21 protein-coding genes are annotated in these 21,639 nt (G+C 61.7%); 2 read left to right on the top strand and 19 right to left on the bottom strand.

The window, feature by feature from the left end:
• Positions 1-35: 35 nt before the first annotated feature.
• Positions 36-1,106, top strand: coding sequence for an acyltransferase family protein (locus tag ACZ89F_RS16165; RefSeq protein ID WP_476092932.1), 1,071 nt, complete (start codon positions 36-38; stop codon positions 1,104-1,106).
• Here the strand turns inward: ACZ89F_RS16165 and ACZ89F_RS16170 are convergent.
• Genes ACZ89F_RS16170 through ACZ89F_RS16210 form a run of 9 tightly spaced genes read right to left on the bottom strand, consistent with a single transcriptional unit; the run spans position 1,036 to position 11,990 of the window.
• Positions 1,036-1,545, bottom strand: a complete 510-nt coding sequence (locus ACZ89F_RS16170; RefSeq protein WP_476092933.1) for a hypothetical protein — start codon at positions 1,543-1,545, stop codon at positions 1,036-1,038. The genes ACZ89F_RS16165 and ACZ89F_RS16170 overlap by 71 nt on opposite strands.
• A 1-nt stretch (position 1,546) precedes the next feature.
• Positions 1,547-1,897 (bottom strand): hypothetical protein, encoded by a 351-nt coding sequence (locus tag ACZ89F_RS16175; protein WP_476092934.1) that lies wholly within the window; start codon positions 1,895-1,897, stop codon positions 1,547-1,549.
• A 44-nt stretch (positions 1,898-1,941) separates the two neighbouring features.
• On the bottom strand, positions 1,942-3,486 hold the full coding sequence (locus ACZ89F_RS16180; RefSeq protein WP_476092935.1) for a hypothetical protein: 1,545 nt from the start codon (positions 3,484-3,486) through the stop codon (positions 1,942-1,944).
• Positions 3,487-3,495: 9 nt separating this feature from the next.
• Positions 3,496-5,085: a hypothetical protein gene (locus ACZ89F_RS16185; protein WP_476092936.1), complete on the bottom strand. Its 1,590-nt coding sequence runs from the start codon at positions 5,083-5,085 to the stop codon at positions 3,496-3,498.
• Positions 5,085-7,799 carry a phage tail protein gene (locus ACZ89F_RS16190; protein ID WP_476092937.1) on the bottom strand — a complete coding sequence of 905 codons (2,715 nt, stop codon included), beginning with the start codon at positions 7,797-7,799 and terminating at the stop codon, positions 5,085-5,087. The genes ACZ89F_RS16185 and ACZ89F_RS16190 overlap by 1 nt, the downstream gene beginning before the upstream one ends.
• A gap of 3 nt (positions 7,800-7,802) precedes the next feature.
• Entirely contained in the window at positions 7,803-8,225 is a 423-nt protein-coding gene (locus ACZ89F_RS16195; protein ID WP_476092938.1) for a DUF6950 family protein, read from the bottom strand.
• 12 nt (positions 8,226-8,237) lie between these two features.
• Positions 8,238-8,804, bottom strand: coding sequence for a hypothetical protein (locus tag ACZ89F_RS16200; protein ID WP_476092939.1), 567 nt, complete (start codon positions 8,802-8,804; stop codon positions 8,238-8,240).
• Positions 8,801-9,409, bottom strand: coding sequence for a hypothetical protein (locus tag ACZ89F_RS16205; RefSeq protein ID WP_476092940.1), 609 nt, complete (start codon positions 9,407-9,409; stop codon positions 8,801-8,803). The genes ACZ89F_RS16200 and ACZ89F_RS16205 overlap by 4 nt, the downstream gene beginning before the upstream one ends.
• A gap of 1 nt (position 9,410) precedes the next feature.
• Positions 9,411-11,990, bottom strand: coding sequence for a phage tail length tape measure family protein (locus ACZ89F_RS16210; protein ID WP_476092941.1), 2,580 nt, complete (start codon positions 11,988-11,990; stop codon positions 9,411-9,413).
• A gap of 57 nt (positions 11,991-12,047) precedes the next feature.
• Here ACZ89F_RS16210 and ACZ89F_RS16215 point away from each other — a divergent pair, with 57 nt between their 5' ends.
• Positions 12,048-12,419 (top strand): hypothetical protein, encoded by a 372-nt coding sequence (locus ACZ89F_RS16215; protein ID WP_476092942.1) that lies wholly within the window; start codon positions 12,048-12,050, stop codon positions 12,417-12,419.
• A gap of 207 nt (positions 12,420-12,626) precedes the next feature.
• On the opposite strand, the gene ACZ89F_RS16220 is transcribed toward ACZ89F_RS16215, so the two are convergent.
• From ACZ89F_RS16220 to ACZ89F_RS16265, 10 genes are all read right to left on the bottom strand, one after another.
• On the bottom strand, positions 12,627-12,962 hold the full coding sequence (locus ACZ89F_RS16220; protein ID WP_476092943.1) for a hypothetical protein: 336 nt from the start codon (positions 12,960-12,962) through the stop codon (positions 12,627-12,629).
• Positions 12,963-13,060: 98 nt separating this feature from the next.
• On the bottom strand, positions 13,061-13,702 hold the full coding sequence (locus ACZ89F_RS16225) for a hypothetical protein (RefSeq protein ID WP_476092944.1): 642 nt from the start codon (positions 13,700-13,702) through the stop codon (positions 13,061-13,063).
• 53 nt (positions 13,703-13,755) lie between these two features.
• Positions 13,756-14,190, bottom strand: a complete 435-nt coding sequence (locus ACZ89F_RS16230) for a hypothetical protein (RefSeq protein WP_476092945.1) — start codon at positions 14,188-14,190, stop codon at positions 13,756-13,758.
• Complete coding sequence (locus ACZ89F_RS16235; RefSeq protein ID WP_476092946.1) at positions 14,187-14,516, bottom strand: head-tail joining protein; 330 nt, start codon at positions 14,514-14,516, stop codon at positions 14,187-14,189. The genes ACZ89F_RS16230 and ACZ89F_RS16235 overlap by 4 nt, the downstream gene beginning before the upstream one ends.
• Before the next feature lie 27 nt (positions 14,517-14,543).
• Positions 14,544-14,876 (bottom strand): DUF2190 family protein, encoded by a 333-nt coding sequence (locus ACZ89F_RS16240; protein ID WP_476092947.1) that lies wholly within the window; start codon positions 14,874-14,876, stop codon positions 14,544-14,546.
• A 72-nt stretch (positions 14,877-14,948) separates the two neighbouring features.
• Positions 14,949-17,018: a ClpP-like prohead protease/major capsid protein fusion protein gene (locus ACZ89F_RS16245; protein ID WP_476092948.1), complete on the bottom strand. Its 2,070-nt coding sequence runs from the start codon at positions 17,016-17,018 to the stop codon at positions 14,949-14,951.
• Positions 17,019-17,022: 4 nt separating this feature from the next.
• Entirely contained in the window at positions 17,023-18,513 is a 1,491-nt protein-coding gene (locus tag ACZ89F_RS16250) for a phage portal protein (protein ID WP_476092949.1), read from the bottom strand.
• Positions 18,513-18,713, bottom strand: a complete 201-nt coding sequence (locus tag ACZ89F_RS16255; protein WP_476092950.1) for a phage head-tail joining protein — start codon at positions 18,711-18,713, stop codon at positions 18,513-18,515. The genes ACZ89F_RS16250 and ACZ89F_RS16255 overlap by 1 nt, the downstream gene beginning before the upstream one ends.
• Complete coding sequence (locus ACZ89F_RS16260; protein ID WP_476092951.1) at positions 18,713-20,866, bottom strand: phage terminase large subunit family protein; 2,154 nt, start codon at positions 20,864-20,866, stop codon at positions 18,713-18,715. Before ACZ89F_RS16260 ends, ACZ89F_RS16255 begins: the two co-directional genes overlap by 1 nt.
• On the bottom strand, positions 20,863-21,477 hold the full coding sequence (locus tag ACZ89F_RS16265; protein WP_476092952.1) for a hypothetical protein: 615 nt from the start codon (positions 21,475-21,477) through the stop codon (positions 20,863-20,865). The genes ACZ89F_RS16260 and ACZ89F_RS16265 overlap by 4 nt, the downstream gene beginning before the upstream one ends.
• Between the last annotated feature and the right edge of the window lie 162 nt (positions 21,478-21,639).

The following is a 21,639-nucleotide window of genomic DNA, read 5'->3' on the forward strand; positions in this document are numbered from 1 at the left end:
CAGTATAAGGCGGATCGCAAGGGGGACATAACACTTTGGCTAGAAATAAAGCGCTCGACGGGCTTCGAGGTCTCGCGGCTCTATCCGTAGTTCTCGGCCATTGCGTCACATCAGTTTCAGGCATTGCCGTCTGGTCGAAAAGCGCTGCCGATTTCCCGACCATGCCGTGGCAGGATATCGCCGCTCGCCTTGGCCACGTCCTGTTCCCGGCAGATGCAGCCGTGGTCGTTTTCTTCGTCTTGAGCGGCTACGTTCTGTGGGGCTCCATGATGCGTCGAGAGAGCGGCACATTGTCAGCCCTGTTGCCGTACGTGGTTGTCAGGGCGTGGCGCCTGCTGCCCGTCTCGATTTTCGCAGCGCTGATGATGAGTTTGTGCGTACCGGCGACCGCGATTGACGTGGCTAAGAACGCCTTCCTGCTGAGCTACAGTATGAACGGCGTGCTTTGGTCTCTGCAGGTCGAGGTGGTCGGTAGCGGGCTAATCTTCCTGATGTTTGCCCTGGTCTCGAAATCCGTACCCGGTCTGCTGGCGGTTTTCACTGCGGCGCTGACCATCGTGGCGCTTCGCGATCCGAATTTCGTGTTGCTGTTCCTGCCAACCTTCGCTCTAGGGGCATCCATCCACTATTTGCCGCGCGGTTGGTTCTCCCGTTGGTGGCTGGCAGCAGCAGCCTATGCAGTTCTAATCACGGCCGACCTGATATTCCACCATGGAGTCCTAGCCAGGTTTGTTGCCTTTGGGGCGACATTCATCTTGGTCGCTTCGACAATAGCGCTCCGACCCCGCTTTCTTGCTGCTGCGCTACCGCAATTCTTTGGTGAGATCAGCTATCCGCTCTACTTGCTGCACCCGGTCACATTGCAGTTCGCGCATTGGGTGATTGGCAGATCTGGGTTGGCTTCGGAAAACCTGTTCGCAAGCTTCCTTATGCTGGCCGCGATCGGAATCGGCGCCGCGATCCCACTCGCCTACTTCGCCCATATCGTCATCGAGAAGCCGGGCATGAAGGCAGGACGTCTGCTGGCAAAGAAGATCAGGTCGCCACTCGTATTGCCATCAAATCTTCAGGCGACCTTGCCGCATCAATCGCCGGCAACACCGTAACGTCCCGAAGCCGCTGCTTTTCGGCTGAGATGGACGCAATGGCGGCCTTGTCGCCAGTCTCCAGTGCTCTCAGCGCGTCAATGTCTTTGCTGGCAAGCAGCGGTGCCCGCTCCGCTCGCAACCTTCGTCTGGTGTACTCTTTGGCTTTTTCCATATCGACGACGATCTTGCCCTTTTTGACCGTCCACGCCTCGCGCAGCTCGTGGTGCTGAACCGGGAAATCTTCGAGAGCGCATCGCTGCCAGCCGACAGCGGTCAGACCGAGCGCTGCCCATGTGATCGCTGTCTTGTCTATCTCGGCATGGATGTCCTCGTCGCTCCATTCCGAGACCACCAGAAGATTGGTCAACTGGTCGATGATGCCCCTCTCGACAAGCTGCATTCGACCGACAGACCCATCCTGAAAACTAACCGCCACAACCGCTGCAATCTTGGTCATCTTACTGCGCTCCGAAGCCTTGAACGTGCCAGGCGGCAGGGTCTGCCGCGAGATTGGTTGTTGCCGTCTTGTCCGTGCAGTCGATGGCGACCGAGCCAGCGGCCTGCGACGCATTTCGGACATTGCATGCCCGAGCGTTGGCAACCGCGTAGGTCGTTGCGGTCAGCGTCGCGTCGCATGTGCAGGACCAATTCGCGGAGGCGAAGTCGGTCCCTATGGTCACGGTCAGGATGCCTGGGCCGGTGTCGGTGATGCTCGTGACATTGTGGCTTGCCGCCAGCGTCGGCACCCCTGCCGCGACGGTCGCATAGGCCCAGAAACCAACGAGATCGTCTCCCTTGAACTGTCCCATATGAAAGCCTTCATGCTGTGGCGTGTTTTGTTGAACGCCCGGGATTAATTGTATTGCCCACCGGTGAGGATGGTTCCGGCGGCATTACCAGGGAAGTAGCTGGTGCCAGAACCGCCCGTGTAAATCACGCCATTGGTGTCGGCATTGTAGCGCTTACCGGTCAGAGTTCCTGAGAATGTGGCGAGCAACGCCACGATGCCGGAGCCGATCTGAGCATTGGCGAACGTTCCAAAAGCGGGGGATCCAGTAATCGTGACAGTGGCCGCCCCGATGGCGCGAATGCAAGCGCCGAAAGTCTCCGTCCAGAAATGGTAAACGGCTGCGCCGGTGATGTTATAGGCAATGCCCGATATATCGATGAGGCCACCGTATTTTGCATGGATATGCGCGCTTGACGGGCACGCGCCGAAATCCATCTTTCCGGTCACCGTTATCTGCGCGCCGTCCGTTGCCACAATTCCGTCTGAGCCGGAGGACGCGATCTTTAAACCTTCTACGGACAGCTTTACCCCGGCGCCCGAAACGGTGATGCAAGCACCAGCCATTGACAGAAGCACGTTCGAAGGTGTCGTCGTGTCACCGGATATCTTGAGGATACCGCCGATCGCCGGACGCGTCATCGATACACCGGCAGTGAAGGTCGCTGTGCGAGCTTGCACCGTGACCGTAAACCCCGCCAGATCAAGGGTATCGGTGACGACGTTGATTGCCTTTTGCAGGGTCAGAAAAGCGCCGACGGCGTTGTCCCCAAAGCCGGTGTTGCTGTCATTACCATCGGAGCGGACGTAGTACGTCCGGTTGCCAGTCAGCACCTCGCGCGCGGTCGCCCACTCCGGTGCGGTCAGAGCGCCGTTCTGCCTGAGTGTTTGAAGCGCCGTGCCCTTGGCCAGGCGCGACCACGTCGATGAGCCGCGATAGAGGACATCGCCCTGCGCCGCAGAGCCGACCATGTCGAGCACCTGGGTAAGCGTCAGGTCTTCCGGCGCGCCAGTGCCGGCCGTAGCCCGGCCCTTAATACGCGCCGTCGCCATGTTGGCCATCTTGACCACAGGAACGGCGGGATTCGTGTTGTCGACGTTGATGCCCGTGCCGGGAGCGATGCTGCTGACCGGCCCGCCGGCCGCTGCATCCGCAACCGGGAACGGCCCATCCCATGCCGTGCCGGTCCAGCGGTAGAAGGCGAAGGCAACGCTCGGTTCCGCGTGCAGGAAGATGAAGCCTTCATCATCCGTGCCAAGCGTGATCGCGTCGCGGTCGGCGATGGAGCCGGATTCGTTCGGATGCACGCCGGCCAGGGACAGCGTGCGCAACACCTGCGTCATGCGGTCGTAGACATCGACAATCGCCGCGGCGTCGGAGTTCTCGCGAACGATTGCATAAGGGTACGTTCCGGTCGCGCCGGTCCATTTCACCGCGCCGGTCAGGTGCGTGTTGTCCGTCACCGACAAGATCGGCATCGGATTGCCTGCCGCCTCGATGTTGAGCGTCCCGCCCGTGACCAAGGCGACGGCCCACGCCGTACCGGTGCCGACGACCGCAGCACTGCCATTCGTCACGGTGACCGTGCCGGTGTTGTATATCGATGTCATGGGGATTCCCTAAAGGCTCGGGGGGATGCCGAAGATGTAATAGCGAAGGCCCAAGGCGTCCGTGTCGGCACTGCCAGGCCACGTCTTGTTCTTCGTGTTTGTGGTGGAGTTGAAAATCTGCGGGTTGCTGCCGGCCATGTAGAAGTCGACGCTGGTATCGTGCAGGTTAGCCCAGCTACTATCTTGGCTGCAGCGATTGGAATACGTGCCGCTGTCCACAAATACGCGATGATAGTTTCCGTGCGAGGCGACTGGAAACGAGTTGGTTGGAAACACAACGATCTGCTTGACGAACGGCAAGAGGCGCGGAGTTGGGTTGGTGAAATTCACCGTCGCCATCCGCTCGCCCTTGTAACGATCACTCCCGCTGATGACGGTGGGAAAATCGCTCGTCCAACTCAGAAAACCCTGCGCTAGGATAGGCATGTAGGCCAACCGCGTGTCGACCATGATGTCGTTCAGGTTCGGCGCAATGTCGGATGAACCAGGTCGCTTGATCTGAACGTAGTCCCGAACGCCGTCATTGCCCTTCAGGAAGACCTTCTTGCCGCCTGTCGTCGGCGCCTCGTCGCTGTCAGCGAAGATCACGTAGCGAATGGTTATGGCGAAGTCGGCGGTGTTCGTAATGAAGATGCTGCTCGACTGGACCTTGTAGGTGAACGAGCACTGTTGCGATTCCGATGATCCCACAAAATACGGAGGGTTCCAGAACTCGGCGTCCGTCTGCCGCTTCACGTGGAAATCCATGTACGTGAACGGTGTCAGCGGAAGATTGGTGTTGATGGTGGTAGTGCCGCCCAATGCAACGTTGATCTCGCCGGCCGCCATGATCTTGGCGGGGATCTTGTCTTCATGGAATATGAAGTGGTCCGGGTTGGTGTCGGTAACATCGCGGCCAGACAGCGCCAGTCTGGCAACTGTGGGGTTCAGGAGCAGTGGAACTTGCCCGCTTGTCGGTGCGCCAGAGAAGTCTGGCAGCGCGTCAGCGCGCGCTGGCAATTGAAGCGCACTCACAAGAACCGTTCGATTCGTGCCGTTGTTACGGCTGACGATCGTGTTTGACTCTCGCGAACCGTTACTGCCGAAGTAATTGGCATTCACCAGAGCGCCAGTTGTGCACTGGTTACCGCCTTCGCTAAATATCCAACCCGTGCCACCAGCCAACTCGGCAAGGCTCAAGGTCGGGCCAGAGAATGTATCTAACCCCGCGCCAGTCGGAAGCCTTTGCTCACATATGGGCATATATCCAAACGGCCACCATTCCTTGAAATAGTACCAGGTCTGGCTATCGCTGCCCGTGGTGTTCCAGAAGACCAGAGCGCCACAAGTCAGCGCATCACTGGTGGTTGTTGTAGCGTGGTCCTTGTCGCCGGGCGTGTTGAAGTACCAACTGTTGAGCGACCCGCCGACCTGGTATCGGCTGTCATAGGCGGTGATGTCGATTTTATACACATAGCCGAGATTGCCGCCGTTCAGGCTATCGAACATGAACTTGCCCCGGTTTGCCGAGGACTCGTTGATCAGGTCGGTGGAGTTGTCGTACGCCATGCGCAGAGCTGGCAGACCGCCTGCCGCAAGGCCAAATCCAAGCTTGGGCATTACGGCACCGCGATCGAGAAGAACTTGTTGTTGTAGTCGGTGATCATCGCGTTGTCCGGGCTGTGGATATAGGCTGCCGTGACGTCCCCAAGGTTGGTGATGAGCGACTTCAGGACACCGCCTTCGAAGGTCAGCGGCGTTCCGCTGTTGGTCCCGTCGGTGACGACAAACTTGCTGGCGTTGATGACGAAGTTCGAGAACGGCGCCAACGGATTGCCGCCGGTGAATCCGGCTTCCATGTAGAAGCCTGACGACACCCAAGTCGCGCCGATGCTGGCGCGCACCTCGGCGACGAGGCGTGACACCACATCACCGCTACCGGCCTCGGCTCGGATCCTGAACAGACCGCCGGCCGACACGTTGTCGACATCAACCTGCACACCCAGCAGTGCCGTGGCTTGCGCCTCCAACTCGCCGTTGATCTCCTCAACGCTGGCGTCGAGTTCGAGGAAGGCGGCCGCACTGGCGTCGCGGAACCGACGCGCGACTGCATTGTCTTGGGTTGTCCGTCCCGCCGCATCGAGCGACGCCGCTGCCAACTGAGCAAGCTTGTCGCGGCTCTCCTGCAGGCTCGCCGACATGCCTTGCAGGAAGTCGATGACATCCTGCTGCATCTGCGCCAGGTCGACTGAGACGTTGACGACCTCATTGGGTGTCGACACCTCGTCCCACGCCGTGAAGAATGTGGTGCGCGGCGGGTTTGTGATGATCCGGTGCCGGTACTCATAGGTCTTGTTGGGCAGCACGCCTTCCGAGACAGTCAGCACCTGCACGGGCATCTCGGCCCGCTTGACGATGCTGTCGACATAGCCGCTGTGGATGCCGCTCTGTGCGCCCGTGGTGACGATTGCCGCGCCGCCCGGCGTCAGCGAGGCCGTGAAGGTGCCTGATGTCAGCACCGTCTTGACGTAGAGTGGGCTGTCCGGCGTCAGGCCGGTCGGCAGGGCGCCGGTGGTGGCAAGATAGAACAGGTCGTTCGCCGACAGGCCGTGGTTCGGCCAGGTGATGACCGCCGGATTGGCGATCGACACCGTGACGCCGACGGCTTCAGGCCGGTACTCGACATCGACGGCCGACACGGTGACATCGTCGAAGCCATCCCACTGGAAGCGGATACCTGTCTTGCGGTCGGTCGATCCCTCGACCTTGATCTGGATGCCGATGGCAACGAAGTTGCTGGCGGAAACGGCATAGTCCGGGTCACCAGGCGCCACCGGAACGACAGGGACCGTCACATAGGCGGTCGGGTCGAAGATCGCGTCGTCGACCTGCTGCACCGTCAGATAGATGTTGCGCGCCGCCTTGTCGCCGAGCGGGCCGAGGCGCTTCTCCAGGATCTGGAAGGGGAAGGTGCCGTACTCGTCCGAATCCCACTCGATCCAGCGACCGACCTTGGCCTCATCCAGATACTTCGGATGGATGCAGATTTCGCCATTGCCTTGATACCGGCTCGCCTTGAAGGCGATGTCGGCAAGGCGATCGGCGACTTCGGTGCGGTTGACGGCGCTATAGGGCACCGACACCGCCAGGCGCTCGCCATCCTCCGCAAGCGCCGAGGCATTGATGCGGATCGCCAGCGGCGTCTGCTCATAGAAATTGTCCGGCTCGAGATAGGTGCCGGCCAGCGTGTTGATCAGTTCCGACTTGGTGCGCTTGGTCGAGAAGCGGAAGGTCTCGTCGACCATGATGTCGTCGTCGGTGAAGGTCATGACGATCGACTGCGCAGCGCCCGCGATCGGGAACTCGCCGGAGGCATCCTCGACCCAGGTCGATGCAGACGCCTCGAGCAACGGCTGAAGGTTTTGATCGTGCGTGACGCCCGAGCCTGCAGCGGCGATCAGCCCGGCCGAATAGCGGTGGCCAGAGCCGACGATCTCGTCGCTGACGTTTGCCGCCAAGGTCCACATGTCGAGCGGCAGGCGCGATGCCGGCGCACCCTTGCCGACCATCATTTCCGTGCCGTTGAAGATGCCCCGCTCAAGCGCATAGGCCATCAGGATCGGGTTTTCAGAGAATTCCCATGTGTCCTGGTCATTCCACCGGTGTAATCCGGAGCCACCGACAGATGTATCCTTGCGCCAATCATAGAGCGGCGCGCCCTCGATCTCGAAGAACGCATCCCAGGGCTGCTGGAGGTGCTCGCGGTCGAGGATGCTGGTGACGACGGCATAGGCGATGCCGGCGCCACGGTGATCCGACGTCCAGCGCCCGGTCGGGTTGGATTTCGCGATCAAGCCGGCATCGGCCGTCTGATCCATCGTGCCAATGTAGAGCTTGACCCAAACCTCGGCGTCGATGCTTTGGATGCGGAAGCCCTTGGTCGCGTCCTCGATGCCGCCGAGCGTCTTCCACTCGCCCTTGTAGCGAACGCGGGTGATGCCGGTGATGCGGAAGTGCGAGAGAATGCGGACGTCCTGAACGCGCCGGTTGCCGGAACTGTAGGCGTTTCGGTAGACCAGTTGGCCGGCGGTGCCAACCTTGCCCATTGCCACAGACCGTGCCAGATCCTCGCCATAGGTCGTGTCGAGCTGCGAGGCCTGCGCCTGCGTCTGTTGGCCGCCGCCAAAGAGCGAGCCCAGAGCATATTTCGCGGCAAGCCCGAGGCCAAAGCGCGCCAGGCCTGCAAGCAGCGTCGAGCCGCCCAGCCACGAAGCGGCGCCACCAAGGCCGACCGCACCAAGAACGGTCGTGAAGATCGGGACAAGAAAACCCACGGTCTAGCCGACCTTGAAGGCGGTCTTGATCGCCGACTGCGGCAGGATGATCCGGCCGGTTTCCGTGCGGACCAGAAAACCGAGGTCGCACATGAAGCCGGCGCAGATCATGCCACTCTGGTCGACCACGCCGACATCGCCACGCTGCGCCATCAGCCGGCCGATCTCAGGGAAACCGAAGAAGTCGCGGAAGACTTCCTCGACATCCTTGCAGCCTTCCTTGCGCATCAGCTTGGCGGCACCGGCAGCGCTTTTGTAGCGGCCACGCCAAGCCTTCATGATGTCGACGCCGGTCACCGCCTCGACGCCGGCGGCGGCCGTCAGCAAACAGTCTGACTGCCCCCAGACGCCGGGCGTCGCGGCGATCTCCGGGACCAGGCGCGCAAGGCGGCGGTCCCAGTCGGGCAACCGGGTCAATGACAGCATGTGGGGATTGCCTCAGTCGAACTTGATGTCGAAGGTCTCGTGCTTCACCTTCGAGGCGTACTGAAAGAACATGTCGCCGGGTGAAACGAGCTGCTGGTCTTCATGGCTGGCGGTGCGGTAGCCGTCGCGGTGGTTGGCGATGGCGCCGGACCGGATGTTGGCGATCAGTTTCTTTTCGCCATTGTCGCGGGAATGGTCGATCGTGTCGATGAAGCCGTACGCGCCGGGCTCCGCATGCAGGAAGGAGCGGTCGTCGGGATCGAAGTAGAAGTCGAACACGGTGACCGGCGCATCCTTGTAGCCCTCGCTTTCGATCAGCAGCAGCTTGTCTGGCGTCAGGCCCGAATCGCGCTTGGCGATCAGTTCGACGGTGAAGGTCGAGGCGGCGGTGCCAAGCCCATAGACCGGCTCGGAGACGCTGATCAGCGCGTTCGGCCAATAGACCAGCCCATCGACCGTGATATCGCCCTTGCCGTTCCAGAAGCCATAGGTGCCAGTCGTGCACACGATCCTGATGCCGGAGCGGATGACCGCCCTGCCCTCGGAGAGGACCGTTTGTAGGCGTGTCGGGAACGTCATTTCGGCACCTCCTGCAAGTTGAAGGTCGCCACCGGCAGATAGTCGTCGGTCATCTCGCCCGAGTTCGGCTCCATGCGGACGTTGAGTTCGAGGTTCTTGAACTTCACCACGGCGCCGGCGGTGATGTAGCTGGGGACGTAGGGCTCGACCACGAGTGTGATAGCCGACGATGCTGCGACCGCACCTGTCATGACGGTATGCATCGACCGATAGTCGTCCTTGACCAGGCTGATGAGATCGCCGCGGCGAATGTCCAACCCGGTCGTCACAGAGTTGACGGCGATGGTCAGGCCGCCGGTGCCGGACACGAGGTTGCCATCGTTCGACAGGGCCGCGTTGCCGGGATCGGCAAGATACGCCTGCGGCACATCGAGATAGGTCGGAGCCCAGATGATCGTCTTGATGGCGCTGTTGCACTCGTCGATGAAGGCACGCACGCCGGGGATCAGATCCCGGTCCAGCGGAGCGCTTTCAACAATGATCTGCCAGAACGGGTCGACAGTCTCGATCGCGGCCATAAAGCGCTTGCCGGCGCGCGAGACAGAGGTCGTTCGCACTAGCTTCGGCATGCCCTTTGCATAGGGGACGTCGGGGAAAGCGACCATGTCAGAACGACTTCCCGGACGTGACCCTGAGTGTCTTCAGGCTCTTGGTGGTCGACGCCGTGAAAGCTGGGCTGCTCGCAAACTGCTTGATGCCTGCGGACACGCCAGCCTCGACCATCTGCATGACTTCCTGATTGCCGGTGGCGCCGCGAGCGTCGACGTGGATGTGCAGATCGGTTGGGCCGGACTGCTGGTTGTTGTTGGCGGCCATGCTTGCCATGACGCCAAGCTGGCCAGCGCCATTGCGACGGAGCGGCAGGATGCCTTCCGGCCCTGCCTCGCCCATCAAGCCAGCGCCAGCGGCGAAGCGGAACCGGGTCGGACGATCGACGACAGTGTTTGAAAACCCGCTGATGCCCCTGTCGAATACCCCGCCGTTCGCGTAGAGGCCGCCCGTGCTGTTAAGTGATCCGCCGCCAGGGAAGACATTCGCGCTGCCGCCACCGCCGAACGCGCTCGACAACAGCCCGCCAAGACTGAAGTCGCCGCTGCCACCAGATCCGATCGACTGCGCCTTGAGAAGCTGCATGATCAAATCTTCGAGGGCGGGGATCATCGCCTTGAGCGCGTCCTTCCACGTGCCGGTGCCATCGATCAGCTTGCCGAGCGCATCGGCCGCGGAGTCGCCAAAGCCCTTCCAGGCGTCCTGCGTCGTCCGGATCTGCTCATTGATGCGGAACATGCTGGCGCTGGCCGAATCCAGATCGACAGGCAGGCCGGCCGAACGCTGCATGTCTGCTGTCTGCTGATCGATATCGGAGCGTCCAAGCTGCGCACGATCGAACAAAAGATCCTGCTGAAGTTTGGCTTCCGAGGTGGCCTGCGCCAGCTTCGCCATCTGTTCGGCACGGTCATGCAGTTCCGCCTGCTGTTTCTCACCGATGGTCCGGCCGTGATCGGTCGCGCGTGACAGCAACTCCTGATAATTGCGCAAGGTATCGGCAGCGACTCCAACCTTGCCGGTGAGATCGAGTTCGATCTTCATCTGATCGATGCGATCCTGCGCGCTTTTCAGGATGTCGCGGTAGGGATTGGAGGCGCGAGCGGCGCGTGCGGCCCGTTTGTCATTGGCGGCGCCGATATCTTCGGCGTTTGGCCGCTGGTCAGGCACCGGGGCATTGTCAGGCAAGATGCCGACAGGAAGCTTTTGACGACCATTAGTCGGCCCGCTCTGCGAGATGCTGTCGATCGCGGCAGATGCCTCATACGCCTTTGTTATGAGGTCACGGAAGCCGGCGATGATGCCGGAAAAACTTGGGTTCGCTTGCTGGAGCGTCGCAATCTGGTTGAGGATCGCGTCGAGTGGTTCCTTGCCGTCCTTTGCTTCATCGAAGATGCCCTGCAGCGCCTTGCGGATCGGCTCTGCAGTGACATCGGCAATCTGCCGGTTGAACTGATCGACGATGTCGACCAGCTCGGAAACCTTCGGCGACATTTCCGAGATGCGCGCGGCAGTACTAGCTGCTTCGAGCGCTAGACCTTTCAGTTCGTCACGGGCAGACGAAAGAGACGGGTTAACCTCGGCGATGCGGTCGATTTCATCAATGAACTTCTGAACGTCAGACGTCTTGCCGAGTTCGGCGAGAGCCTGCTTGAAGGGCTCAAACTGTGACCGCAAGACTCGCTCCAAAGGCCCTTGCTGTCCGCTACCGCCGCCGATCGTCGGCTCGACGCTGTCGAAAATGCTGTTGATCTGCAAAGCAAGCAAATCCTTGGCGTCCTTGATATCCTTCTCATTGAGGGCGCCGACAGAACGCGCGGTCAGCGCCGCATATTTCTGCTGCTTGCCACTGACCTGGTCGTAGGCATCGCCTAGGAGCTTGATGTTGTCAGCATGGCTTTTCAGGATATCGTCAAGCGTCCGGATGCGCGTGCCACCGACAACAGCATAAGCTGCGAGCGCGACCCCAGCGGCGGCGACTGCCGCCGAAGCGAGCGGAAACTTGGTAACAAGCCCGAGAACACCTTCGCCGATCGCCGCCAGCGATCCCTTGATGCCGCCAGGCCCCTGTTCCAGCGCGTCATAAACTTGGCCGGCCTGGGAGGCAAAAATCTGCATCGGCGGTGCCCCCAGGGCAAACATCGTGGCGACGTCGTTGCCCTGGCGAGAAAGGTTCAACAGCTGACTGGACGTCAGCTTCGCTGTTCCGCCAACCTTGTTCATATTTACTACGGTCGCGGCGAATGCCGCCTTCTCACGCACGATAGCGGCGGCCATTTCGTCAGCGCCTAGCGCACCGACCGAATGAGCTGCCTTGATGTCATTCAGGTTGGCGAGATAGGTCTGCTGCGCCGCATAAAGCGGGTTATATTTGGCGCGCAACTGGTCAAGTATTTGGCCCTGCTGGGCAAGCGCTCCGGTCCACTCCTTCGTGCCGCGCGAGCCGATCCCCACCATGTCATTGATGCGGGCTTGCATGGCCGTGACGGCGGCAACCGACCGTTGAATCGTCACTGTGGCCTCGTTGAAACCTGACGACAACTGTGAAGTCAGCGACGCGCCCGCTTGCTTCGCTGCTTCTGAAGCACGCACGAGCGAACTTGCATCGCCGACAATGTTATATTTTAGAGTTTGATCCAAGAAATACTTCCTCACAAGCCATTTTTCGGCTTACTTGCGGGCCGCTGGAGAGATCAGATGAACACGCTCTTGAAGATTTTGGTTGCCGCAGCATGCATCGTAATCATCGCTGGCGGCGGCTACTTTGGTGTGACCAAGTGGCAAACATACCAGGCCGAGGAATCAGCGAGGTTGGAAGCCATTCGAATTACGGTGAAGGCAGGAGATCAGAAGCGGCGTTACACGGATTGCTCAAATCTGGTTTACGACACGATGGTGAAGGTCGCCTACAAGCACATCGACGAAGGCACTTTGTCTGAGGACCTGAAGAAGAGCGATCAATGCCTGATCGATATACCAGCGCTGGCCAGTGATCGAGATCTTGTAGGCGATGTCGCTGCGCCATGGATCAGGAGCCGACTGGCGAAGATCCGGCAAACATCGCCTTAAGCACACCCGGTGTCATCACAGGCAGAGGCGGAGGCGCCTTCGCTTCGCCACCACCGAAGATGGAACGCAGCATCTCGCAGCGCCCCTCATAGCCGACCATTATGGCGTTGACATCGGACGCCAACGCCTGTTCTTCGCTCCAACCCAGCCATCCGATCGCAATCATGGCTAGATCGTCGTAATAGGCCTCAGGCGTCAGTCGGCCGTCTAGTTCGGAGGGTTTTCTTTTCCCGACCCTCCGACTTGAGGCGGGCGACCACCGTTGGCCAGGATGCCGATGAAAGCGGTGGCGCCGGGAATGAGGCCGACAACACCTGTACGCCAGACAGCATCCTCGACATCGGACGCCTTCTTATCGAGCCCAGCGGCGATGACACCAGTGAGGACATCCACGTCGAGTTCGGAGAGACCCTTCAAGGTCGATACCAGGCCACCGGCCTGGCGTGAGATGGTTTGCGCCGCGCGCAATGTCGGCCGCAGCGTGACGGTTTCGCCATCAAGCTGGATGTCGACATTGCCGGCGCCGAGTGAAGCCTTCGACATCGCCTTACTCGCCGGCCGGCGCGACTGTGACGATGTTCGAGTTGATCTCGATCGTCGAGTTTAATGTCCGCACGGTGTTGGCGGCGCCGCCGGCATTTTCAGCCGACATGACCAGACCGATGAAGTAATTCACCGTGCCGGTCGGCTGCGTCGTGACGGTATGCGTGCCGGATTGCGTCCCTGTGGTGGTGATGGCCGAGCCACCCGCGCGTCGCGGCAAGCGTGAAGGTGTCAGCATCCGGCGCGGTCTTGACATAATAGGTGGTGCCGGCAGTTAGACCGGAGGGCAGCACACCGGTCGTTGAAAGCTTGACGGCGTCGCCGACGGACAGTCCATGATTAACCTTGGTGAAGACGCCAGGCGTGGCGATCGTAACCGTCGCGACAAAGGCACGCTCCGCAGGAGAATCGTCCCATTGGACCTTGAACGGGTAATTGTTCCTGGTGTTGGAGGCGGCGATCAGCGCGAGCTGGCCGTCGTCGCTCGAATTGATGGCAAAATTGTTCTGCATCTGGCCGGCATTGGCCGTGCCCTTCTGCTTCACGGTGCGCCCGCGATTGATGACATCGGTGCTGATCAGAGCGCTGGTGTCGCCGAAGGAACCGCACTGGATCCAGTCGGCGATTTCCGTCCAGGTAACGGCGGAAAAGTCAGCCGCCGCGACATCGGCTTCGGGCCGCGGCATCGCCACGCTGCCCATGAAAATCGAAGCGCCAGCTACGGCAAAGAGATCGGCCATGGTGGCCTCCTATCGTTCGGGGAGCCTTGCCCAAGGGCGTCAGGGCGGATGATTCAGGCGACGGCCTGCGGGTTTTCGCGGCGCGTCAGGACGGTGACATCGAAGCTCATGGCGGCGACGCACATGGGCTGATCGCCATTACCGGAAAAGACGAACTCGGTTGAGCGATACTCATACTGGCGGGCAAGGCCGCCGAAGGTCGGATCGGCGGCGATCGTGATTTCAACGAAGGTGCAAAGTTCGTCGAGCTGGTCCTGCGCCGCCTCGGAATCGCCCCTGGCGGCGGCCAGAACGCGCATGCGAATGATGCGCTGCTGCGCGCCTTTCAACGTAATGTCCTGTGACTGCTCGCTGGCAACTGCCAGATCGAGCGCGCCGGCCAAGCTTTCAGGATAGGGAGTGACGCGACGGATGGTGACGGGCGCGCCGTTCGTGACGGTGAGTGCGCCTTTCAGCCAATGCAGCAGTTGGTTGCGAACATGGGTCATGATTTCATCAGGGTAAAGCGCACCATGCCGCGACCATCCGGGTAGCGCGCGGTGACCTTGTACAATTCAACCGGTGCGGCGGATCCGTGCTGGACCGAGACACCGGCGCCGTCGTCGAGATCAGCGCTGTCAGCCTGCGGGATGTGCAGTTCGGGATTGGTTGTGGCGAAATCCATCTCGTCTACCGACGCAAACGCGCCGGCACGGCGGAAGATCGCGTTGCCGGAGACGTCGCGAGCGCTGCCCCCGACGGGCGTCACGACAACGATATCGTCTTCGTTGAAGGTGCCGGTGAAGATTGCCGGCAGGTCCGAAAACAATCCCATGACCTGCCGGTCCTTTCCGCGAACGGCTTAGAAGCTGCCGGTGTTGAGGCGGACGCAGACGGTCGGGCTGGGATTGGCGGCGACAGACGTCGCGTAGCCGATCAGGGAGTTGCCCGAGGCGGTCTTGTTGACGGCCTTGGCGGTGTTGTCCCAGTAGACCTTGTCGCCGATGGCGATCGCCAGGGCGCTGGTTTTCGGCAGTTCGAATACACCTTCGACGACCAGCGGCACGTCGGCACCGCTCAAGGCGTTGACCTGGGCGACGCCGAAGATCGAGCCGACCAGCGCGCCAGCGCCGGCAAGCAGGTCGGCCGGGGCCGGGACCGTGAGAACACGGCCATCCTGTACATAGTTCTTCATGGAAATGCTCCGTTTCAGGGGTTCAAGGTCGAGGGATGGACGCCGCGATTTCGGCGCGACGTCCTATCGGGCTTACGCGCCAACGTTCTTCTGCAGGCCAACCCAGTCGTTCGGGGCGACGCCGGCGTCGATGCGGACCTTGAATTCGGTCCCATCGATCGACCAGCCGTCCTGCTGCTCCAGCGTCGGCGACTGCTGGCCATCGAGATAAGCGACCTCGATGGTGGATGCCGAGGACGGGTTGGCCGCGAGATACCAGGCCGCGGTGCTGTTGGCATCGAGGCGCGGCTCGTCGATGACCTTGGCCATGTTCTGCACCGGGTTCGGAACGGCATTGGTCTTGGTCGGATCAACCTGGCTGGCGATCAACTGCCGCGCCGTGTCGCCGAGCGCCACCGGCGTCAGGACATAGGCCGGCGTGATGTTCAGCGTGCCCTTGCCGTCCCTCGTCTTTTGCATGCGCATCTTCGCGCGCGCCGCCGACAGACCAGCCAGCGCCATTGCCGAACCGGCGCCGGTGAGCAGGTTGTTGTGGGTGGCATGGAAGAGCGCAACACCATCCGACATGTTCGGGTTGGCGGTGAGGATGGCATAGACCAGATCGCCGATGGTGCGGATGGCAGCGCGACCCATCATCTGCGGAATGCGGGTGAAGGCGTCCATGTCATCGTTGATGATCGCCTGGCGCGAGATGGCGAACAACTCGCCATAGGTGGCCAGCACGATCGGCTCGGCGAAATCGCCGACGGTGATGTACTTGTACTCGGCGCCTTCCGGCACCTTGCGCAGTGACGGGAACACGCCCATGCCGACGCGGCTCGCCACCTTGAAATCGGACAGCGTGCCGGCACGGGTCCACTCCTGGAAAGTCTCGGCAGCCTCTTCGTAGCCGGCCGTCATCGAGCGGTTGGCGATGTTGGCGAGGATGTTGCCGAAATCGGACGTGGTGTGCATGCCGCCCGCCATCGTTGGGACGAAAGCAGCGCCAACCATGGCAAGCTTTCCAAGGCCGCCGCTTTTCAGGCCGCGTACGTCGAGCGACATGCGGGCGAGTTCCGCAAGTGTCAGGCCGGAATACTCGTTGCGCTCGCCGCCTTTGAGATGGGCGCGCATGGTGAGAGCCAAAGTCGCGCCCTGGACGAACTTGTCGCTGGCTTCGGCGGTGACGATCGCCGGGCCGGCATTGGTCTGGTTGGCACCGGCTTCGGTGTTCATCGTCGCGATCTTGTCGACGATCGCCGCCTTGGCTTCCATCAGCGACTTGCCACTGTTGATGAGATCGTCGAGGAAAGCCTGGTCGGTGAGCTTCGCAGCGCGGAAGGTGGCACTGATCTGCTTGACACGGTCGCGCTCGGCAGCAGTCGCCTGCTGCACGATGGCGGTGTTTTCTGCAGTCATGGTGACGGAAGTGGTCGTGTCCGCCGTGGTCAGTTCGGGAGGCATCTTGTTCTCCTGTTTCGGTTTTACGGGAAGCGGGGCGGACATCACCGCCACCATCGGCAGGCCTGATGCCTTCCGATTCTTGGACAGCGTCATCAGCGACGCCGGTGCTTTGTGATAGGTCGAGAAATCGAAGGTCGGATCGGCCACCTTCATCACCGGATCCTTGTCGATCTCAGCGGCGTTCTGGCCGGTGCTTGTCGCAAATCCCTTGGCAACCGCCTCCTCGCCGGAAAGCCAGGTTTCGGCTTTCATCATCGCCGCAATTTCGGCTTCCGGCAGGCCGGTGCGCTTGACATAGACCTGCGCCCAGATCGTGCCGAGCTGCTCAAGCAGGTCGGCCGTCTCGCGGTGGTCGTCGGCATTGCCGAAGGTGATGCCGCTCGGATTGTGGATCATCATCACCGTGCCTTCCGGCATGACGATCTCGTCTCCGGCCATGGCTATGACGGAGGCGGCGGAGGCGGAAATTGCGTCGATAACGATCGTGACCTTGCCGTCATGGTTCTTCAGCAGGTGATAGATCGCGACGCCTTCATAGGCGATGCCGCCGGCTGAATTGATGCGCACGGTGACGTCTCCGCCGAGCTCGGCGAGTGCGCTCATCACCTGTATGGAGGTGAAGCCAGTATCTTCCCAGAAATCGGAAATTCCGACCGGCCCATAGAGGACCAATTCGCCGTTGACGATGAGATTGGGCATCGGGTCAATCCTGTGTGTTTGCCGGGCCGCTCTGCTGGCTCTGGCCGTTGATGGTTACGCGGCGGGGATCGCTGTCGAAGATGAAGCCGGCCATGTCGGCGGCCTTGTTGTCGGCCTCGACCTCGGCATCGATCTCTTCCGGGTCAAAGCCCATTTCGCGGATCTTCCGGCGGCGCGAGGTAAAGCCGGCACGCACTTCCTTGACCATCGCCGGGATCTCCTTGGTCGGATCGACCAGCGGGCGCCGCGGCGGCGTCCAGCCGATCGCGAAAGGCTCTCGGGAGGAGGTCTCCACGAAGGCCGCTTCGGTGAACCACTCGGCGACACGAACGCACAGCTTCGGGATGACGGTCAGCCACCGCCAGGCGTCGACATTGGCATCCATATCGATCCGGCCCATGCGGCCGGAAGTGAAGTTCACATTGGACAGGTTGCCGGTGAGGCTCTCGAAGGTGATGCCGACGCCGACGGCGATGTCGCGGCCCGTGGCGTCGGAATAGGCCGTGAACTCTCCTAGACTGGGCGGGTCCGAAAAGCTGACCGTTTTGCCGACCGGCAATGTCTCGATCATGCCAGGGCCGAGTTCGTCGATCTCGCGTTCCGGCTTGCCTTCACCGCCTTGCGGCTGGGGCGTATCGCCTTCGAAATCCGGATCATGGATGAACGCGGCGAAACACGCGGCGATCTTCTGCCGGACCAGTTGCGCATCCTTGAATTCGGCGAAGTCGTTGAGCGTGACGATGACGGGAGCCAGCCACGGCACGCCGCGCACCTGTCCAGGCCGATCGACGCGAAACAGGTGGATGATATCCTTGGCGTCGATGCGCCGGGATATCGGATTGCGCAGCACCGCCAGCCCGTTCGGATGCTGGTCGAATAGCCAATAGGCGACGCGGCGGCCGATCTGATCGAACTCGACGCCCTGGATGACTGTGTTGCCGCCGGGCAGCGGGCCAGTCTTGCTGTCATCGAGATATTCCGCCTCGAGCACCTGAAGCTGGAACGGCAGCGGAAAGCCATCGGCAGCGAAACGATAGCGGCGGCGGATTATGCAATCGCCGCCTTCGAACATGGCGCCGACGGCAAGCGCCTCAAGGCCGTAGAGATTGGTGTTGCCGTCGGCGTCGATGGCTAGGCCGTCGAAATGGTCGATCAGCAGCCGGTCGATCTGTGTCTTGCGCTGCACACGGCCCGCGGTGACGCCAGGGATGATGCCGGAGCCGACGATGGCGTTGACGACGACGGACTTGGCGCGTGCCGCGAGCGGATTGTTCCGCACCAGGTCGCGGCTGGCATTGCGAAGCCTCGCCAGTTGGCCATTGGCCGCCGCATTGGCATCGGTGGCGGTGCTGCGCCAATTCTTGGTGCGATAGCTCTTCGCCGCGCCCTCGAAATGCATGACGGCATTGAGTGCCATACGGGCGCGGGCGCGCTTCAACGCACGCTGCGGCGAGACCACCGCCAGCATACGGTCGATGATGGGAAGCTTTGCCATCAGAGACCCTTGTCGACCGCGCCGAAGCGACGCTTTGAAGTGGACGTGATCAGGCCAAGGTCGCACTTCATGACGCGCTCGGCTTGGCGCATTTCATCGAGCGACCGGTAGACGACGGTTTCGCCATTATAGGTCACCGACTTCACGCCGCGCGCCATGGCGCGCTGCAGCTGCTCCAGCTCGGCAAGCGTGTAAGCCATCAGAAACCCCACTTCCTTTTGCCTATCCAAGAGCCGCCGCGTCGCTTCACCCGTGGCTGCGCCGGCGCCTCTTCGGGACGCACTTCGGCGGGTAATTCGCTGGCCGGAACCGGATCTGGTTCAGGCGTCGCGCCGGCGATAACGGTGAAGCTGTTTTCCGGCACCGAGCGCGCCCAGTCGGGCGGCATTTGCCAGTTGATCTTTTCGGCGCGCAGCACGATGGCGAGCGCGCGGCCATAGACGGCCAGGTCGAGCGCTTCGTTGCGGACCTGGCCTTCCTTCTTGCGCCAGCCCTTGTCGGTGCGACGCTCAGCGGTGAACTCCTTCAGCACCGCTTCGTCGATCCAGTCTGGGATGTGATAGCTGATCTGGCCCGTTTCATTGCGCGCCAGCGCCGCCATCACTTCATCCTTCAGTACGTCGGTGCCGACATTGACGATCAGCAGGTCACTCGGCGCCTGGCCCTTGCGACGGCGCTGGCCGATGACCTTCTCCGGCGCTTTTTCCAAGGCGCGCGGGCGGTCGAAACCGGGCTGGCCCTTGGCGATGAAGATGCGACGGCGAAAGCCTTCCTTGCGCGCCTTGCGGTAGAAGGCATAGGCGTTCGACGTGACGCCGGCGGCGCCGCCGGAATCGGCGATCAGCGCAACCGGCTGCAGCGCGCATTCCGTGCCGGCCACCGGATAGGACTGTTCAAGCAGCGGGAACAGCGCTTCCCAGTCTTCCGGAAAGCGCGCCGGGTCGATGGCGCGGTCGCTGGCATTCGGCGCGCTATCTGGCGGCGTGTGGATATCGAAGCGGTCTATCATCCAGCGCTCAAGGCCTTCGCCCCATGCCTCGACTTGGACGACGAAGCGGTTTGACTGGACATCGACCGACACGGTGATGAAGCGCGTCTCGGCCGGCGCGGTCTTCTGGATCGCTTCGGCCGCCTTGCCCTTGAGGAAATCGAGAGTGACGTCCGATCCGGAGAGATTTCGCGGCAGATAGGGCAAGCCCTGGTCGACGTTGATCGTCGACTTCAGCGCCTGCTCATCGCCGGTCAGGCGATAGTGCTCGACCGCATTGAGGTAGGTAAGGGTGAGCTGCCGCCAGTCCTGAAACGCCGCCGCCGTGCCCTTCAACCAATAGCTCACCGTGTCGACATCACGATCCATATCGCCGATCGGCAGCAGCTTGCCGCTCTTCCCTTCATGCAGCCAGCGGCCGGCCCGGTTGAGTTCCGTCTTGTGGCGATGCTCATAGACAGCGCCACAATGCGGGCATGCGGCATGCACGGTGGCGGCACGCTCAGCCGGAGACCCTGCTTTGGCAAAATGCAGGGTCGAGAAATCCGGTTCGAATTCCCGGCCGCATTCCTTGCAAGGCCAGTACCAGCGCCCGCGCGTGCCTTCGTTGAAGAGGGCCAGGATGCCGGTGCAGGGTGGCGCCCGATGCGGCTCGCTGGCGCTCGGCTTCCAGTCTTCGTCGAGGATCGGCCGGCCAGGCGAGGATTCTGCGATGACCTTGCCCAGCGAGCCGAAGGTTTGAATACGCTTGCGGCCGAGCGAAAACGGACTGCCTTCGCCGTCGACGTTCTCGGTCATGCGGTCGTAATCGGTGAAGAGCACGTCCGGCAGGTCGCGCGCCGAGAGCTGCCCAATTACCGGGTAGCCGACCGAGAGGCGCATGCCGCCCTGGAAGCGCTTGTCGAAGATGTTGTCGTTCGCCCGTCCAGGCAATTGCCGGCGCGCCACTTCCGGCGTCGCGCGGATCATCGGGCCGAGCTTTTCAAGGCTGAAGTCGCGCGCTTCGTTGCGGCCGATGTGGACGACTAGCATCTTGCGCGGCTGGCAGATCACGCGGTGCACGATGACGTTGAGCACGAGCGCGTCGGTCTTGGCGGTTCGCGCAGGGCCAGCGAAGCCGATGCAGCGGAACCGCCTGGACGTGCTCATGTCCATCGGCTCGACCATGTAGGGCGCCACGTCGTTGCGCCACGGCCCATTATAGGCCTCGTTGCTGATCCGCCGGTACTTTGCCGCCGCTTCAGAGACAACGATGCGGTCTGGCGGCTGCAAGGCCGGCCGTGCCTGCCGGAGCACGGTTGACAGACTGGCATAGCTAAGCTGACCACCGTCGCGACCGAAATCCTTGCGGTGATGGAGGTTCACGTCAGCGCCATCTCCGGCACAGGTTTCTCGGCCTTGGCGAGTTCGTCGGCGAATGTATCGACCGCACGCGCGATCTCCTGGAGGATGTCGTCGCCGGCGCGCACGGCGCGCTCCGTCTGGGCACCGTCAAGGCCGCATTCGCGTGCCATCGTGTCCGGCAACGTCTCGATGCCCTGCCGCATCAGGCCGAAGATCGTTTCGACCAGGTCGAGCACGGCAGAGGCCTCGACCAGTTCGCCGCGGCGCAGCGCAAGTTCCTGCCACTGCGATTCCGCCGCGTAGACCTTCATACGTTCCGAGGGCGGAAGACTGCGCTCGGTGTCGCCTTCCTTGCCACCGATCAGCGCAAGCTGCATCTGGCGAACGATGCGCTCCTGTGCCTCTTCCTGATGGCGAGACGCCTCATCACGCGCCTGCATCCAGGCGAAGCACTGCGAAAGCTGGAAGGCGTAGGCCTTGCCGTTCGACCCCTCATCGAGGACCGGCATGCCTTCCTGCATCCAGCGATCGATTGTCGGCTCTGTCTTCCCGAGCGCGCGCGCCAACTGGCCCTTGTTCAGAACCCCGTCGGCAACGCCTTGCGGCAATGGAAAGCGCGTGCTGTCGCTCATCGCTCCAACAACAAAAACAACAACATCATCCGAACGTGTTTGCCCGCCCCAAAATCGCAAAAGTCCCGGGGTCCGAATTACCCGTGGGCGGTCGACCCCCCGGGAGGACCCAACCTGGCGGGTCCATCGAGCAGGCCAGCAGGTTAGGCCTCATAACTTTTC

The organism is Mesorhizobium sp. USDA 3734 (genome assembly GCF_056279665.1).